We start from the raw sequence: 15,173 nt of genomic DNA, 5'->3' as shown, positions 1-15,173 counted from the left end.
GCAGCCCCTTTTGGGCTGCTTTCTCACCGTTTTTAGCGATAAAAGCTCCCCACATTGCGACCCTCTGCATCCAGGCGCATAATGAATATGCTTAATTTATATTCGTTTTTTGCCCGATCGCGCCAACAGCGCATCACACGCGGATCGCTATGTCACCCTCTGATACTCCCATAAACTGGAAACGTAATCTCACTGTCACCTGGCTCGGCTGTTTCTTAACCGGCGCCGCATTTAGCCTGGTGATGCCATTTTTACCACTTTATGTCGAACAACTCGGCGTAACGGGCCACAGTGCGCTCAACATGTGGTCCGGACTGGTCTTTAGTATTACGTTTCTTTTCTCTGCGATCGCCTCTCCCTTCTGGGGCGGGCTTGCCGACCGTAAAGGCAGAAAGATTATGCTGCTGCGCTCCGCGCTGGGGATGGCAATAGTGATGCTGCTAATGGGCCTTGCGCAGAATATCTGGCAGTTTCTGGTGCTGCGCGCGCTGCTCGGGTTGCTGGGCGGATTCATTCCCAACGCCAACGCCCTCATCGCCACCCAGGTCCCACGCAATAAAAGCGGCTGGGCGCTGGGAACGCTCTCTACCGGCGGCGTCAGCGGTGCATTACTCGGCCCGTTAGCGGGCGGCCTGCTCGCCGACCAGTACGGCCTGCGCCCGGTTTTCTTCATCACCGCGACGGTACTGCTGATCTGTTTCTTACTGACGCTGTTTTTTATTCGCGAAAACTTCAAACCCATCAGCAAGAAAGAGATGCTGCGCGTCCGGGAAGTGGTTGCTACGCTTAAAAACCCGAAACTGGTGCTGAGCCTGTTCGTCACCACGTTGATTATTCAGGTCGCGACCGGTTCCATTGCACCGATTTTGACCCTCTATGTGCGGGAGCTGGCGGGTAACGTCAGCAATATTGCGTTTATTAGCGGGATGATTGCCTCCGTACCTGGCGTCGCCGCATTGCTCAGTGCGCCAAGATTAGGCAAGCTGGGCGACCGTATCGGACCGGAGAAAATCCTCATTGCGGCGCTAATCTTCTCCGTTCTGCTGCTGATCCCGATGTCTTTTGTGCAGACCCCGTGGCAACTGGCGGTACTGCGCTTTTTACTGGGCGCTGCCGACGGCGCGCTGCTGCCGGCGGTACAAACGCTGCTGGTCTATAACTCCACAAACCAAATCGCTGGGCGCATCTTTAGTTATAACCAGTCGTTCCGCGATATCGGCAACGTCACCGGCCCGCTCATGGGAGCAGCGATTTCCGCTAGTTACGGCTTCCGTGCCGTCTTCCTGGTCACTGCCGGGGTGGTATTGTTTAACGCCATTTATTCCTGGAACAGCCTGCGCCGTCGTGCTCTCACACGAACAGCGGGATGATTTTTCAGCATTCATACTTGCATAACCGGAGAATCAGCTATTCTTTCCCTGATTACCTCATCAAATCAAAGGGAGACTCAGATGACCATGTATGCAACGCTGGAAGAAGCCATTGACTCAGCCCGTGAAGAATTTATGGCGGACCATCCTGAGCTTGAACAGGACGAAGCCAATGTACAGCAGTTCAACGTGCAGAAGTACGTGCTACAGGATGGCGACATCATGTGGCAGGTCGAGTTTTTTGCCGATGAAGGCGAAGAAGGCGAGTGCCTGCCGATGCTCAGTGGCGAGGCCGCGCAAAGTGTCTTTGACGGCGACTATGATGAGATAGAGATCCGCCAGGAGTGGCTGGAAGAGAATACACTGCATGAATGGGATGAAGGCGAATTTCAGCTTGAGCCCCCGCTGGATACCGAAGAGGGTCAAACCGCAGCAGATGAATGGGATGAACGGTAATTACTCGTAAGGGCCGTGATGCATGTCCAGCGGCAACAGCAGCGTGTCAAACACCAGCGAGAACGGCAGATCGAGGATAGTGACATAACGCCATGCTGAATCCCGGACATCCCACTGCACTCCCGGATAGTACTGGTTGCCATGCCCCTGTCCGGGGATTGTCCGGCTGATAATGCTGCCGCACCCGCTTAACAGCATCACCATGATGCCCACCGCTACGATTCGCACGTGATACCTCATTAATCGTTTTCTTCAGTATAAAAAAATACCGGCGCAAGCCGGTATTTTTCAGATGATTTCGCCGGGTGGCGCTTACGGCGTCTTCAGCGTCTGTGGGTTCAGGGTGATACCCTGATAATAGCTCACCCACGATGAATACTTCTCTGGCGAATTCCAGACACGATAGTGCAAACGCGCCATCGTCACCGGATCGCTTAGCAGTACCAGACGACGGTCGCGATTCAGTTTTTCCGGGGTCTCGTTCAGCGCCTGCTCAACGTGACGATCGCGGGCAATCTCCAGTACCTGGCTTGCACGGTGACGTGCCGTCGCCATCGCAGTGGCCAGCGCGTTAAACGATGGGTTAAACACCGCGTGCATGAAGCCATCGTCAAGCGAGCGGTTGCGGTTCATCACCAGATACTTGTCGGTATCCACCAGCACCTGCGGCGGCGAATATTCTTCCGGGATCAGGAACAGCTTCCAGCGTTTGGTACGCAAACCGACCGTTGAACGGCTGGAGATCACCGAAACAAACGGTGACAGGATCAGCGAGAAGACAATCGGTGCCAGCCAGAACAGGAAACGCAGATCCAGCCACGCCATACCGACCGCCCATACCAGACCCAGCAGCAGTTGCGAACCATGACGCATAAACGCTTCGCCCCACGGCGTAGAGTCATCGTCACGCTGCGGCGAGTTCCACACCACTTCCCAGCCCAGGAAGGCGCTCACCACGAAGACGGTGTGGAACAACATACGCACCGGCGCCAGCAAGACGGAGAACAACACTTCCAGCAGCAGTGACAGCGTTACGCGAATAAAACCACCGTACTCTTTGGTGCCTTTACACCAGATAAGCAGAATACTCAGCAACTTCGGCAGGAACAGCAGCACCATTGTCGAGGCAAACAGGGCTATCGCCAGTTCAGGACGCCACTGCGGCCAGACCGGAAACAGCTGGCGCGGTTGCAGGAAGTATTGCGGCTCGGTAAGCGCATGGACTACCTGCAGCGCGGTCGACAGCGCGAGGAACATAAACCACAGCGGCGCGGAGAGATAAGACATCACCCCGGTCAGGAACACGGCGCGGTGGACCGGGTGCATCCCTTTTACAAGGAACAGACGGAAGTTCATCAGGTTGCCATGACACCAGCGACGGTCACGCTTCAGCTCATCCAGCAGGTTCGGCGGCAGTTCTTCATAGGAACCGGGCAGATCGTAAGCAATCCACACGCCCCACCCGGCTCGACGCATCAACGCCGCTTCCACGAAGTCGTGCGACAGGATGGAACCGGCGAAAGAGCCTTCACCCGGCAGCGGCGCCAGCGCACAGTGCTCAATGAACGGCTTCACGCGGATGATGGCGTTGTGCCCCCAGTAATGGGACTCACCCAACTGCCAGAAGTGTAAACCGGCGGTGAACAGCGGCCCGTATACGCGCGTCGCAAACTGCTGACAGCGCGCATACAAGGTGTCCATGCCGGACGCCTTCGGCGATGACTGAATGATCCCGGCGTTCGGGTTCGCTTCCATCAGACGCACCAGACCACTCAGACACTCACCGGTCATCACCGAGTCAGCATCCAGCACCACCATGTAACTGTACTGGCTGCCCCAGCGACGGCAGAAGTCATCAATGTTACCGCTTTTACGCTTCACACGACGGCGACGACGGCGATAGAAAATCTGTCCTTCGCCCTGCACTTCTGCAATCAGCTCCATCCACGCCTTTTGTTCAGCAACGCAGATATCGGGGTTGTAGCTGTCGCTAAGAATATAGACATCGAAATGTTCGCCGTTGCCGGTCGCTTTTACTGATTCCCATGTCGCGCGCAGGCCAGCAAAAACACGATCAACGTCTTCATTACAGATAGGCATAATCAGCGCGGTACGGTGCTGCGGATTCAGCGGTTCGTCACCGGCCGTTGACGCCGAAATACTGTACTTATCGCGACCAATCAGCAGTTGCAGGAAGCCCATTAACGCGGTCCAGAACCCGGCGGAAACCCAGCAGAACAGCACCGCAAAGAGGATCAAAATACCGGTTTGCAACATGTACGGCAGCAACTGCATGAAGGAGACCCACAGGTCCTGCCCAACCATATCCGCCGGATTGATCAGCGCCCAGCCCTGATACGGCAGAATCGTCTTCATGTACCAGGTCGCGACGACCGTCTGCGCCAGCGTCAGCAGCAGCAGCGTATAGCGACGAAGGGTGCCAACGGTACGCCACTTCTGCTCGCTTTCCTGTTCTTCTTTCGTCAGACGCGCGAGATAGCGCGGCGTAACGTCACGTCCACGCAGACGATCCCAGAAACGCCCAACCGGGTTGGTGCGCCAGGGATCGGGAAACATCGAAGAACGTTTGGCTTTAGGCATTGCCTGAAGCTGATCGCGCCCTTCGTCATCTTTGATCAACTGCCCTTCGCCCAGCGAGTCTGGCCAGGCTTGTTGCAGACGCGCTTTGACAGAACCCTGCGGTGAATCGTCTTCTCGCGAGTAACGGCGATGCTCGGCATCCAGCGCTTCATGCACCGCGCGGATGTCAGTTGTCGGCAATGCCGCTTTCTCGATCTCCGAGAGCGGCATGGCGTCAATGTACTCAGTTGTCTTATTCATTGGCAGGTAACTGGTAGCTCCAGGTTTCACTCAACGTCTGATCGGCATTGACTAATGCCGCACGCATTTCAGTGGTTTTCTTCACATCTTTCACTTTCACGCGCATCGTCATACGCCAACCTTTGGTGATCGGGTTGTAACGGACTGTTGTTTCCACGATCTCGCCGTTGTCGCCAATGCTGGTTTGCGCGGTGACCGGGGTATCCTGCGGCAGTTTTTTCATGTCCGTGCCGGTGAAGTCCACCACGAAGGCGATCGTGCCGTCAGGCTGGCGAATGAGATTAGACTGTTTGACATCGCCGGTTGAACGACGCGTCTGCTGCACCCAGGCGTTATCTGGCGCATGAAGTTTGTCTTCATCGCGGCTGAACGTCAGGGTGTATTTAAAGTTCATCTCTTTGCCAGGCTCAGGCAGTTGATCCGGCGTCCAGTAAGCGACGATGTTATCGTTGGTTTCGTCATTGGTCGGGATTTCAACCAGTTCAATCTTACCCTTGCCCCACTCGCCTTTCGGTGTAATCCAGACGCTTGGGCGCAGATCGTAACGGTCGTCGAGATCTTCAAAGCGAGAGAACTGACGGCCGCGCTGGAGCAGACCAAACCCTTGCGGGTTTTCCATCGCAAAACTGCTCACCGCGAGGTGTTTCGGGTTATTCAGCGGACGCCAGATCCATTCACCGTTGCCGGCATGAATCGACAAACCGTTGGAGTCATGCAGTTCCGGACGATAGTTCGTCGCCGGTGAAGGCTGATTTGGCCCATACAGGAACATACTGGTTAACGGCGCCACGCCCAGTTTACCCACCTTATCACGCAGGTAGACTTTCGACTGCACGTCGACAACGGTGTCACGCCCAGGAATTATCACAAAACGATAGGCCCCGGTCGCACGCGGAGAGTCCAGTAAGGCATAAATCGTCAGGCGCTTGTCAGTTGGTTTTGGACGTTCGATCCAGAACTCACGGAAGCGGGGAAATTCTTCACCTGAAGGCAGCGCGGTATCAATAGCCAGACCGCGCGCAGAAAGGCCATACACCTGACCGGCCCCCAGGACGCGGAAGTAGCTTGCGCCAAGCATGCTGACGATTTCATCGTTTTTGTCTTTGCTGTTGATCGGGTACAACACTTTGAAACCCGCAAAGCCGAGATCTTTTACCGTGTCTTTATCATGCTGAACGTCGCCGAAATTGAAGTAGTCCGGGCTGTATTTGATTCTTTTAACCGTAGTTGCCGTGACTTCATTGATTTTGACCGGCGTGTCGAAGTACATACCCTGGTGGTAGAACTCGAGCTTGAATGGGGTCTTAAGATTGCTCCAGTATGCTTTGTCGCGATTAAACTGGATCTGCTGATAGTCCGCATATTTCATGTCGCGGAAAACGGAGGGCAAGTTACTTTTTGGCGCCTCATAGCCTTTACCGGCTAAGGATTGAGCTTGCTTTGCAACATCATCGATGGAGAAGGCCCAGGCCGACGACGTGTACAGCGTTAACATAACTGCCGCACCCAACCAACGCATTTTCATCATTTGTGGTTTATGTTTCATAATTAGTAAGCACTTCCCCCTTTGTGTGCTTATATCGATCCGATCTATTTTAATGGATAATCAGGCATTAGGACAACTGAATCCCTGCATTGTTCAGCACGCTGGCTCATGGTTTAGACGCCTCGCCGGGCCCTTTTTCACTTTGCGTGCTTATCCTGGAGACAGGTCGTTGTACTTGGTGTAGGGTTGCCACCGACTGTAACGAGTAAACGCCTTACCGATAAGACGATTAGTCTGAGAATCTGAGAATACGAAAACCTTTATGAATCCCGTACCCGCACAGCGTGAATATTTTCTTGACTCCATCCGCGCCTGGCTGATGTTGTTGGGTATTCCCTTCCATATCTCATTGATCTATTCCGGCCATACCTGGCATGTGAACAGCGCCGAGCCCTCATGGTGGCTGACTCTGTTTAACGATTTTATCCATTCATTCCGGATGCAGGTCTTTTTCGTTATTTCCGGTTATTTTTCGTACATGTTATTCCTGCGTTATCCATTGAAACGCTGGTGGAAAGTACGCGTTGAGCGCGTAGGCATTCCGATGCTTACGGCTATTCCCCTGCTGACATTGCCGCAATTTATTATGCTGCAATACGTCAAAGGAAAAGCCGACAGTTGGCAGACGCTCTCACTGTATGAAAAATACAACACGTTGGCCTGGGAATTAATTTCTCATCTCTGGTTTTTACTGGTTCTGGTGGTATTAACAACCGTCAGTCTGTGGATATTTACCCGGATGCGAAAAAACCTGGAGAAAGCGGAAAAAAAACGGCTGGCCGCCGTGTCGATGGGCAAACTGACGCTCATCTTTTTCTTACTGGGTATAGGTTATGCGGTGATACGGCGGACGCTGTTCATTGTTTACCCACCCATTCTTAGCGACGGCTTGTTTAATTTCGTGGTGATGCAAACGCTCTTTTATGTGCCTTTCTTTATGTTGGGTGCGCTGGCCTTTATCTCACCTGAGCTTAAAGCGCTTTTCACCACCCCTTCCCGGGGATGTACGCTGGCGGCGGCTTTCGCTTTCATCGCCTATTTGCTGAATCAGCGCTACGGCAGTGGCGATGCATGGATGTACGAAACGGAATATGTCATCACCATGGTGCTAGGATTATGGATGGTCAATGTGGTGTTTTCTCTCGGCCACCGTTTACTCAATTTCCAGTCAGCCCGCGTCACCTATTTTGTGAATGCGTCACTGTTTATTTATCTGGTACACCATCCGTTAACACTGTTTTTCGGCGCCTATATTACGCCACATATTACCTCGAATCTGTTGGGCTTTATCTGCGGGCTGATCTTTGTGGTTGGCATCGCACTGGTATTGTATGAGATTCATTTGCGCATTCCGCTGCTTAAATTCCTGTTCTCCGGCAAACCGCCGGTCAGACAGGAACAAAGCAAAAAAGTGACCGGCTAATGCCTGCGACCACGTTAAAGCAGCCACTCGACAGGCAATAGCGTCGCCAGTCGCACCAGAACCCGCTTCCAGAATCCTGTGGCGGGTTCTTTTTTTAACACCAGTTCTTCGTCCTGCTGCCGATCCACCCAGTTAATTCGCCCCCAGCGATCGAGGCGTAATTGCCAGGCCGCATCGCGTTGACTCTCAATGAACCGGTTATGGATAAGCGTCGCCAGCGTCTCGCTTTCAATCACAAATCCCATTTCCGTGTTCAGCAACGTGGAACGGGGATCAAAATTCAGTGAACCAATAAACACCTTACGCCCGTCAATACTGAACGTTTTGGCATGCAGGCTGGAACCGGAGTTCCCCGTAAGCCCCCTGTCGTGCAGTACCACCTGACGTTCACGCGTCGGCTTTAGTTCATAGAGCTCGACACCATAACGCAGTAGTTTCTTCCGCCAGCGCGCATAACCGGCATGTACCACCGCGACATCATTGGCGGCTAATGAATTGGTGAGAATCGCAATTTTGACGCCTTTACGCACCAGTTTCAGCAACTGCGCGACGCCTGCACGGGTCGGGACAAAATAGGCAGAAATAATGTCAATCCGCTCCGTCGGCGACCCCATCACGTCAAACAGTCGTTGTGGCAGTAAAGAGTGGCGCTGCGCTTTCCCCTGGCCTTTTAAGGGATCGTCACTTAACAGCCGGGTCTTCGCCCAGATAAGCGGTAGCGTTCCGCGATCGAGATGGGTCATAAACGGGCTGGTTTTCAGTTTATGCTGATATCGACGGGTGATGGGATCGTTGTACCAGGCGTCGGGTAGCTCAATACGTTCGGTGATCTCTTGCTCGGAGAGTGCCAGTACCGATTTCAACGTCGAAACCGACGCGCAATGCCAGTAGCGTTCGAAATCCTCAGCAACCTCCCCGACGACGGGTCCGATGGCCATCACGTCCAGATCGGAGAACAGCGGCTCCTCGCCCGCGCCAAAATAGGCATCGCCAATGTTTCGCCCGCCCACCAGGGTGACAACACCGTCTACGGTATAGCTTTTGTTATGCATCCGTCGGTTTAGCCTGGCGAAATCGGTCAGATAACCCAGCATCCGTAGCATGCGAAAAGAGAAAGGATTAAACAGGCGAACTTCAATGTTGGGATGGGCATCGAGCAGTTGCAGAGTGTCATCCAGCCCTGGCGTGTTGTTGTCATCAAGCAACAGGCGCACATGGACACCACGTTTCGCCGCCACCAGAAGAACAGCGAACAGCAGTCGCCCGGACATGTCGTCTTCCCAGATATAGTACTGAACATCCAGCGTGCGCTCCGCCATTTCCGCCAGCCGGTAACGGGCGGCAAAGGCGTCCAGACTGTTATCGAGCGCAAGAATGCCGCACTCTCCGGGGTGATTGTCGCACAGAGGACGCGTGGCGCGGGCGAGGCGAGTCAGCTCATTCATCGCCTTGTTGGGTAAGTAGACGCTGGTAGAGTCGGGTTGTTTCGTCATCATAACAGACAAAGTATATCTGCTCAGGCAAAGCGCGGCGGGTAATAAATTCCGAAACGGTTTTTAGCGCAATTTCAGCGGCGGCGGCTCGCGGATAGCCGTAAACTCCGGTACTGATTGCCGGAAAGGCAATGGACGTGTAGCCATTGGCCAGCGCCAGATTCAGGCTATTAACGTACGCATCCTGTAGCAGTTGCGCTTCGTTATGCTCGCCGCCACGCCAGACCGGGCCGACGGTATGAATGACCGCTTTAGCGGGGAGGTTTCCGGCAAGCGTGATCACCGCATGGCCCGTCGGGCACTCGCCCTGCTGCTGTCTGACTTTCATGCAGGCTTCCAGTAAGGCGGGGCCCGCAGCGCGATGGATTGCCCCATCAACACCTCCGCCCCCCATCAGCGAGGCGTTAGCGGCATTGACGATGACATCAACCGCGACCGTGGTGATATCCCCCTGGATAACATGAATACGCGATTCCATAGAACCTCCTTGCGTCACTCTATTCTGTAAGTGTACAGCAGGGGATACCCTGAAATCGCTTTTTTCGTCTGTTTGTCTGAATGACCTGTTTAGCGGTAGCTGATGTCCATCACCGCCAGTTTTTTCTTCTCATCCAGATAGTGCAAGTTAACTGCGGCGATCTGCTTGAAGTGTTGTGGTGCTTTTAGCAGTTCCTGGGGTGAGTAATAGCGGGTTTGCGTGCGCCCTGTGTTATAGCACGACATTGCAAGGCGCTGTTGCTCCAGACTCACATTGCAGGGCGGTTCTACAATTTGACCGGTGAAATGAATCACCCCGCCCTGTCCTCCCGCATCCGCCATTACGGTAAAAGAAAACAGGGCAAGAAGCGCGAGCAGCGGAAGGCTTGTTTTACGCGTGACAGGTAACAGCATGATGCTTTCCTCAATGAGTATTCATCCTTGAGGGGTGATGTATTCCCTGACGGCGACAGGCCCGGGAGTCACGCATTCCGCGTCACTCTATTCATAGTTCAGCCACCTCGCTTCTGCCAGCATCGACGCATTAATTGTCAGTCAGTTATGACGATTTCACAGAGGGCGGCCACTGTTGCGATAAATGCAGAGACTGGCCGTCAGAAACCGTAACCACGATTTTGACGGTGTCTTGTGCAGAGATATTTAAACTGAGTCTGGTCAAATCAATGGCCTGATTAGCGGGTAGAGACAGGGTCTTTTTCTGTCGTGACTGACTTTGCCCCGCCACACCGTCACGAAGGGCTAAAATCTGCACCTGGCACACACAGGGTTGTGTCAGGGTGACCTGCGGCGTAATTGTGTAAATGTCGCCTTGCTGGGTGGTTGCAAACGTTATCTGATTAGAGAGCGCCGCAAGGAGTAATAAGGTGTTCATGATGTCCTCCCGAAAAAAAACAGGGCTTTCGCCCTGTTTATCGTCAGCACATAAACTGAATTAGTACTGATTAGCGGTGGCGTTGTTGCCAAAACCAACCTGATGCACCAGAACGCTGGAATCGGACGCAGTCTGGTTCACCAGCGCGGCGTTATGTCCACCATACTGGCTCACAGTAATGTCCGAATTTTTGCCGTTCCACTGATCGATGGTGGCGTTGTTTTTGAAGCCGTTTTGAGTCAGATCGATGGTGCTGTTATCTGAGCCCTGGCCCACGTCGGCGCCGTTACCAAAGCCATTCTGATGAATGGTCGTATCAGATTTACGAGCGTCGCTTTGCAGCGCAAGCGCGGCGTTGTTGACCCCTGACTGATAAATGCTCAGGGTCGATTCCGGGCCGGAACTGCTCCCGCCACCGCCGCCACCGCCGCCGCCCCATTGCGGAACAGAACCAGCCAGAGCACTGCCAGAAACCACGATTGCTGCAAATGCTGCCACTTGTAAAAGTTTCATGGTAAACCCCCATCGGATTGATTTAAGCGTCGTCAATGGATTAGCGTTGAATAACGCGAATTGCCATTTGCGACTGTCTCTGCACTACAACTGCTGTTTTTTGCGTACCATACTGAGTAATATTTGCTTTATTTCCAGAACCTTTCTGGATAATCATCGCACTATTACCGTAATTACTTTGCGATATACTGGCATCATTGGAATGACCCGACTGAGCAACATACGCAAAATTATAAGCTCCTGATTGGTCAACTTTGGCCCGGTTACTTCCACCTTCTTGTGAAACTACCGACAAAAGTTTAGAGCCCTCCTGGCGTATCTTTGCACTATTATTCGTGCCCACTTGACCAATAATGGCTGCCTGATTAAATGAAGACTTACTTAATTCATTTACCGCAAAGTTATATTCGGAATGCGCTAAATCATAACTTGTTGCGGAAGCAATTCCAGGCGCACCCAGTACTGTTAACATCATAAATAACAATTTGTTTTTCATGTTGTCACCCTGGACCTGGTCGCACATCGAGAAAATAACGTTCTCATCAATTTACCTGTTAACGCCAAACGTAATTTGTTAACGTCGCGTTACGATGAAGAGTATGTCTGCGGAAACATTTTAAATAACTCACCCGCCAGTGGTATTTTTATATTCTCGCTCACACCAAAGTACTAAACAGGGCAGGAATAGCCTGTTATTTGCGCTTATTTTATTTTCTTCACAATTATCGGTCGTGCTTTTTCTCGCCGTCAGTCAGCAGGCTGTAAAGTGGACTTTCCAGGCTATGTTGTACGTTCAAAGAAGAGAGAGATGAGCAAGTCGTGACAAGCCTCGTTTTTTTCGTCATCAAAATGCGCGACGCCGGCGAATGTCATCACTGAGCAATTCCCACACCGATGAAGTACCAGAGCGAATTGTGTTTATTACTTTAAATTCAATTAATTAATATAATTTGTATGATTTTTTAAATCTGTGCAATAACGGCTGGATGTACAACTTTACTATCAAATCTAAACTTAAAAAAAGCCTTAAGATAACAAATTAATATATATTTTTACATTCTGTTACATGTTTAACACTTGCTTTAAGATTTGTAATGGCTAGATTGAAATCAGTTGTAGTTCATTTGTATTAATATTTGCCCCGTTCGGGCTGATTCTTATTTTACTACACACAGCAGTGCAACATCTGTCAGTACTTCTGGTGCCTCATTTCTGCAGGCAACTGTCAGATGTGCGACTAAAAAAGTGGGGTTTCATCATGTTTAATGAATTCCATAGTATTCATGGTCATACATTATTGTTGATCACCAAACCATCCCTGCAAGCTACAGCATTATTGCAGCATTTAAAACAATCTCTGGCCCTCACCGGAAAACTGCATAATATTCAGCGTTCTCTGGATGATATCTCCTCCAGCTGCATTGTTTTAGTCGATATGATGGAAGCGGATAAAAAGCTCATCCATTACTGGCAGGATAACTTAAGTCGGAAAAACAATAATTTAAAGACGTTATTGTTGAACACGCCCGATGATTATCCCTACCGGGATATTGAAAACTGGCCGCATATCAATGGCGTTTTTTACGTAGCGGATGACGAAGAGCGTGTCGTAAACGGTTTGCAAGGGATCCTGCGGGGAGAATGTTACTTCTCACAGAAACTGGCCAGTTATCTGATCACTCACTCAGGTAATTATCGCTACAACAGCAGTGAGTCAGCCCTCCTGACTCATCGCGAAAAAGAGATCCTGAATAAGCTGCGTATCGGCGCCTCTAATATCGAAATCGCACGTTCACTGTTTATCAGTGAAAACACGGTCAAAACGCATCTTTATAATCTTTTCAAAAAGATAGCTGTCAAAAACCGTACCCAGGCGGTTTCGTGGGCAAATGATAACCTCAGGCGATAACGCCATGAAACGCTATTTAACCTGGCTTGCAGCGGCGCAGTTGCTGTTCGCTGCCAGCACGACGCAGGCTGTAGAAGTTGAAGTTCCTGGGCTCTTAACTGACCACACGGTTTCGTCTATTGGCCACGATTTTTATCGTGCGTTTAGCGACAAATGGGAAAGTGATTATCCAGGCAATTTGACCATCAATGAGCGACCCAGTGCACGTTGGGGAAGTTGGATCACAATAACGGTTAATCAGGACGTTATATTCCAGACTTTTTTATTTCCAACGAAAAGAGACTTCGAAAAAACTGTTGTCTTCGCGCTGGCACAAACTGAGGATGCCTTAAACCGACGGCAAATAGATAAAACACTATTGAGCACCGGCGATTTAACGCATGACGAATTCTAAAAAGTGATTTTTGTCCGGAGGCTGTAATGCGTGTCAAACATGCAGTAGTAGTACTCATGCTTATTTCGCCATTAAGTTGGGCCGGAAATATGACCTTCCAGTTCCGTAACCCTAACTTTGGTGGAAATCCCAATAACGGTTCTTTTTTACTGAATAGCGCCCAGGCGCAAAACTCTTATAAAGATCCTAGTTATAACGACGATTACGGAATTGAAACTCCCTCCGCGTTGGATAACTTCACTCAGGCCATTCAGTCACAAATATTAGGTGGGCTGTTGACCAATATTAACACGGGGAAACCCGGCAGGATGGTGACCAATGATTTCATTGTGGACATTGCTAACCGGGATGGTCAGTTGCAGCTAAACGTCACGGACAGGAAAACGGGCAAAACATCGACGATCGAAGTGTCGGGTTTACAGTCGCAATCTACCGATTTCTAAGTACCGCCACGTAAGGACAATCATCATGCAGCGCTTACTTGTATTCGTCGCCGTCATTTTACTGAGCGGATGCTTAACCGCCCCGCCAAAAGAAGCCGCTAAACCGACCTTAATGCCCCGTGCGCAAAGTTATAAGGATTTAACGCATTTACCGATTCCAACGGGCAAAATTTTTGTCTCGGTGTATAACATTCAGGATGAAACCGGGCAGTTTAAACCCTACCCGGCCAGTAACTTCTCAACAGCCGTCCCACAAAGCGCCACTGCGATGCTGGTCACCGCGCTGAAAGATTCCCGCTGGTTTGTTCCACTGGAGCGCCAGGGACTGCAAAACTTGCTGAATGAACGTAAGATCATTCGTGCCGCTCAGGAAAACGGGACTGTCGCCATCAACAACCGAATCCCGCTACAGTCGCTGACGGCGGCAAACATCATGGTTGAAGGGTCGATTATCGGCTACGAAAGTAACGTGAAATCCGGCGGCGTCGGTGCGCGTTACTTCGGTATCGGCGCAGACACGCAGTACCAGCTTGACCAGATTGCGGTGAACCTGCGCGTAGTCAACGTCAGCACCGGCGAGATCCTCTCCTCGGTCAACACCAGTAAAACCATTCTGTCTTATGAAGTGCAGGCTGGGGTGTTCCGCTTTATCGATTATCAGAGACTGTTGGAAGGTGAAATTGGCTACACTTCCAACGAACCGGTGATGTTGTGCCTGATGTCCGCCATTGAGACGGGCGTCATCTTCCTCATCAACGATGGTATCGATCGTGGGTTGTGGGATTTGCAGAATAAAGCCGATCGCCAGAACGACATTCTGGTGAAATATCGTCATATGTCGGTACCGCCGGAATCCTGATGATCAGGATAAAAAAAAGCGTGAGGATTTCCTCACGCTTTTTTATTTTCCGCAACGGTTCGCGTACTGTGTCTTTCTCGCCGGGCCGCCAGCCACAGTCCACTATTTTTCATGGCATAGCCAAAGAGCAAACCGACCGCCAGTGAAGGCAAGACCAGCTTCCAGTCCCCCTGCCCGGCAAACGTGGCGCATGCACCGATAAATGTGCCTGGCACAAATGACAGTAAAACTTGCTTTGCCTGGATACACATCAGGAAGGCCACCACGCCGGTAATCACATAACCCACCAGTTCGAGATGCGGCGTCAACGCGCTACCGTAAATAATGACCAACGCCCACACCACGCCGCTCAACAGCGTGGAGGCCGAAATGGCCAACCCCTTTAACCCACCCTGCGGACAGGCGAAATAGGCGGTACAGCCTAAAAAGCCAGCCCAACTGAGTAAGCCAAGAGACACGGCCACCCATCCCCAGATACCGGAGAGAATGCCCGTTGTGATTGCAATGGAAAGAAGTATGTTCATGCCGCGCATGATAGCAGAAAACGACAATATGAA

General features: G+C 51.5%; 17 protein-coding genes. 7 read left to right on the top strand and 10 right to left on the bottom strand.

The window, feature by feature from the left end:
* The first annotated feature begins 149 nt into the window (after positions 1-149).
* Entirely contained in the window at positions 150-1,370 is a 1,221-nt protein-coding gene (gene mdtG, locus HVZ37_RS08955) for a multidrug efflux MFS transporter MdtG (RefSeq protein WP_044266048.1), read from the top strand.
* Between the two features lie 81 nt (positions 1,371-1,451).
* On the top strand, positions 1,452-1,826 hold the full coding sequence (locus tag HVZ37_RS08950; protein WP_043001020.1) for a MysB family protein: 375 nt from the start codon (positions 1,452-1,454) through the stop codon (positions 1,824-1,826).
* Here HVZ37_RS08950 and HVZ37_RS08945 read toward each other — a convergent pair whose 3' ends face one another.
* From HVZ37_RS08945 to mdoG, 3 genes are all read right to left on the bottom strand, one after another.
* Complete coding sequence (locus HVZ37_RS08945) at positions 1,827-2,054, bottom strand: YceK/YidQ family lipoprotein (protein ID WP_043001952.1); 228 nt, start codon at positions 2,052-2,054, stop codon at positions 1,827-1,829. It lies immediately after the preceding gene.
* A gap of 84 nt (positions 2,055-2,138) precedes the next feature.
* A complete protein-coding gene (mdoH, locus tag HVZ37_RS08940) occupies positions 2,139-4,667 on the bottom strand; it encodes a glucans biosynthesis glucosyltransferase MdoH (RefSeq protein ID WP_181628353.1) in 2,529 nt (842 codons plus the stop codon).
* On the bottom strand, positions 4,660-6,195 hold the full coding sequence (gene mdoG, locus HVZ37_RS08935) for a glucans biosynthesis protein MdoG (protein ID WP_181628352.1): 1,536 nt from the start codon (positions 6,193-6,195) through the stop codon (positions 4,660-4,662). The genes mdoH and mdoG overlap by 8 nt, the downstream gene beginning before the upstream one ends.
* A gap of 280 nt (positions 6,196-6,475) precedes the next feature.
* Between mdoG and mdoC the strand changes: the two genes are divergently transcribed.
* Positions 6,476-7,636 carry a glucans biosynthesis protein MdoC gene (mdoC, locus tag HVZ37_RS08930; protein WP_043001023.1) on the top strand — a complete coding sequence of 387 codons (1,161 nt, stop codon included), beginning with the start codon at positions 6,476-6,478 and terminating at the stop codon, positions 7,634-7,636.
* A 14-nt stretch (positions 7,637-7,650) separates the two neighbouring features.
* On the opposite strand, the gene HVZ37_RS08925 is transcribed toward mdoC, so the two are convergent.
* The 6 genes from HVZ37_RS08925 to csgB form a co-directional block, all read right to left on the bottom strand.
* Complete coding sequence (locus tag HVZ37_RS08925) at positions 7,651-9,132, bottom strand: phospholipase D family protein (RefSeq protein WP_196010554.1); 1,482 nt, start codon at positions 9,130-9,132, stop codon at positions 7,651-7,653.
* Complete coding sequence (ymdB, locus tag HVZ37_RS08920; RefSeq protein WP_044258045.1) at positions 9,074-9,607, bottom strand: O-acetyl-ADP-ribose deacetylase; 534 nt, start codon at positions 9,605-9,607, stop codon at positions 9,074-9,076. Before ymdB ends, HVZ37_RS08925 begins: the two co-directional genes overlap by 59 nt.
* 89 nt (positions 9,608-9,696) lie before the next feature.
* Positions 9,697-10,020, bottom strand: coding sequence for a type 1 fimbrial protein (locus HVZ37_RS08915; protein ID WP_054176590.1), 324 nt, complete (start codon positions 10,018-10,020; stop codon positions 9,697-9,699).
* Between the two features lie 145 nt (positions 10,021-10,165).
* Positions 10,166-10,498: a curli assembly chaperone CsgC gene (gene csgC, locus HVZ37_RS08910; RefSeq protein WP_043001026.1), complete on the bottom strand. Its 333-nt coding sequence runs from the start codon at positions 10,496-10,498 to the stop codon at positions 10,166-10,168.
* Between the two features lie 60 nt (positions 10,499-10,558).
* Positions 10,559-11,011: a curli major subunit CsgA gene (csgA, locus tag HVZ37_RS08905; protein ID WP_044258048.1), complete on the bottom strand. Its 453-nt coding sequence runs from the start codon at positions 11,009-11,011 to the stop codon at positions 10,559-10,561.
* A gap of 40 nt (positions 11,012-11,051) precedes the next feature.
* A complete protein-coding gene (gene csgB, locus HVZ37_RS08900) occupies positions 11,052-11,507 on the bottom strand; it encodes a curli minor subunit CsgB (RefSeq protein ID WP_181628351.1) in 456 nt (151 codons plus the stop codon).
* A gap of 762 nt (positions 11,508-12,269) precedes the next feature.
* On the opposite strand from csgB, the gene csgD reads away from it, so the two are divergent.
* Genes csgD through csgG form a run of 4 tightly spaced genes read left to right on the top strand, consistent with a single transcriptional unit; the run spans position 12,270 to position 14,616 of the window.
* Complete coding sequence (csgD, locus tag HVZ37_RS08895) at positions 12,270-12,920, top strand: biofilm master transcriptional regulator CsgD (RefSeq protein ID WP_044258049.1); 651 nt, start codon at positions 12,270-12,272, stop codon at positions 12,918-12,920.
* A gap of 4 nt (positions 12,921-12,924) precedes the next feature.
* The gene (gene csgE, locus HVZ37_RS08890; protein WP_043001029.1) at positions 12,925-13,314 is read left to right on the top strand and encodes a curli production assembly/transport protein CsgE; all 390 of its coding nucleotides are present in this window, start codon (positions 12,925-12,927) and stop codon (positions 13,312-13,314) included.
* 26 nt (positions 13,315-13,340) lie between these two features.
* Complete coding sequence (gene csgF / locus HVZ37_RS08885; RefSeq protein ID WP_044258050.1) at positions 13,341-13,757, top strand: curli production assembly/transport protein CsgF; 417 nt, start codon at positions 13,341-13,343, stop codon at positions 13,755-13,757.
* Positions 13,758-13,782: 25 nt separating this feature from the next.
* Entirely contained in the window at positions 13,783-14,616 is an 834-nt protein-coding gene (gene csgG / locus HVZ37_RS08880; protein WP_044258051.1) for a curli production assembly/transport protein CsgG, read from the top strand.
* Positions 14,617-14,648: 32 nt separating this feature from the next.
* On the opposite strand, the gene HVZ37_RS08875 is transcribed toward csgG, so the two are convergent.
* Positions 14,649-15,140, bottom strand: a complete 492-nt coding sequence (locus tag HVZ37_RS08875; RefSeq protein ID WP_043001032.1) for a DUF1097 domain-containing protein — start codon at positions 15,138-15,140, stop codon at positions 14,649-14,651.
* Between the last annotated feature and the right edge of the window lie 33 nt (positions 15,141-15,173).

Origin of the sequence: Citrobacter sp. RHB35-C17 (assembly GCF_013816795.1) — a bacterium.
Lineage (GTDB): Bacteria > Pseudomonadota > Gammaproteobacteria > Enterobacterales > Enterobacteriaceae > Citrobacter_A > Citrobacter_A amalonaticus.
This window is presented reverse-complemented; position numbering and strand designations above follow the sequence as displayed.

What these genes read in the sequence shown, in the direction of transcription:
- ymdB (WP_044258045.1), bottom strand. Translation starts at nt 9,607, where the DNA reads ATGGAATCGCGTATTCATGTTATCCAGGGGGATATCACCACGGTCGCG.
- csgB (WP_181628351.1), bottom strand. Translation starts at nt 11,507, where the DNA reads ATGAAAAACAAATTGTTATTTATGATGTTAACAGTACTGGGTGCGCCT.
- HVZ37_RS08925 (WP_196010554.1), bottom strand. Translation starts at nt 9,132, where the DNA reads ATGATGACGAAACAACCCGACTCTACCAGCGTCTACTTACCCAACAAG.
- csgD (WP_044258049.1), top strand. Translation starts at nt 12,270, where the DNA reads ATGTTTAATGAATTCCATAGTATTCATGGTCATACATTATTGTTGATC.
- csgE (WP_043001029.1), top strand. Translation starts at nt 12,925, where the DNA reads ATGAAACGCTATTTAACCTGGCTTGCAGCGGCGCAGTTGCTGTTCGCT.
- mdoC (WP_043001023.1), top strand. Translation starts at nt 6,476, where the DNA reads ATGAATCCCGTACCCGCACAGCGTGAATATTTTCTTGACTCCATCCGC.
- HVZ37_RS08875 (WP_043001032.1), bottom strand. Translation starts at nt 15,140, where the DNA reads ATGAACATACTTCTTTCCATTGCAATCACAACGGGCATTCTCTCCGGT.
- csgA (WP_044258048.1), bottom strand. Translation starts at nt 11,011, where the DNA reads ATGAAACTTTTACAAGTGGCAGCATTTGCAGCAATCGTGGTTTCTGGC.
- mdoH (WP_181628353.1), bottom strand. Translation starts at nt 4,667, where the DNA reads ATGAATAAGACAACTGAGTACATTGACGCCATGCCGCTCTCGGAGATC.
- csgC (WP_043001026.1), bottom strand. Translation starts at nt 10,498, where the DNA reads ATGAACACCTTATTACTCCTTGCGGCGCTCTCTAATCAGATAACGTTT.
- csgF (WP_044258050.1), top strand. Translation starts at nt 13,341, where the DNA reads ATGCGTGTCAAACATGCAGTAGTAGTACTCATGCTTATTTCGCCATTA.
- HVZ37_RS08915 (WP_054176590.1), bottom strand. Translation starts at nt 10,020, where the DNA reads ATGCTGTTACCTGTCACGCGTAAAACAAGCCTTCCGCTGCTCGCGCTT.
- mdoG (WP_181628352.1), bottom strand. Translation starts at nt 6,195, where the DNA reads ATGATGAAAATGCGTTGGTTGGGTGCGGCAGTTATGTTAACGCTGTAC.
- HVZ37_RS08950 (WP_043001020.1), top strand. Translation starts at nt 1,452, where the DNA reads ATGACCATGTATGCAACGCTGGAAGAAGCCATTGACTCAGCCCGTGAA.
- csgG (WP_044258051.1), top strand. Translation starts at nt 13,783, where the DNA reads ATGCAGCGCTTACTTGTATTCGTCGCCGTCATTTTACTGAGCGGATGC.
- mdtG (WP_044266048.1), top strand. Translation starts at nt 150, where the DNA reads ATGTCACCCTCTGATACTCCCATAAACTGGAAACGTAATCTCACTGTC.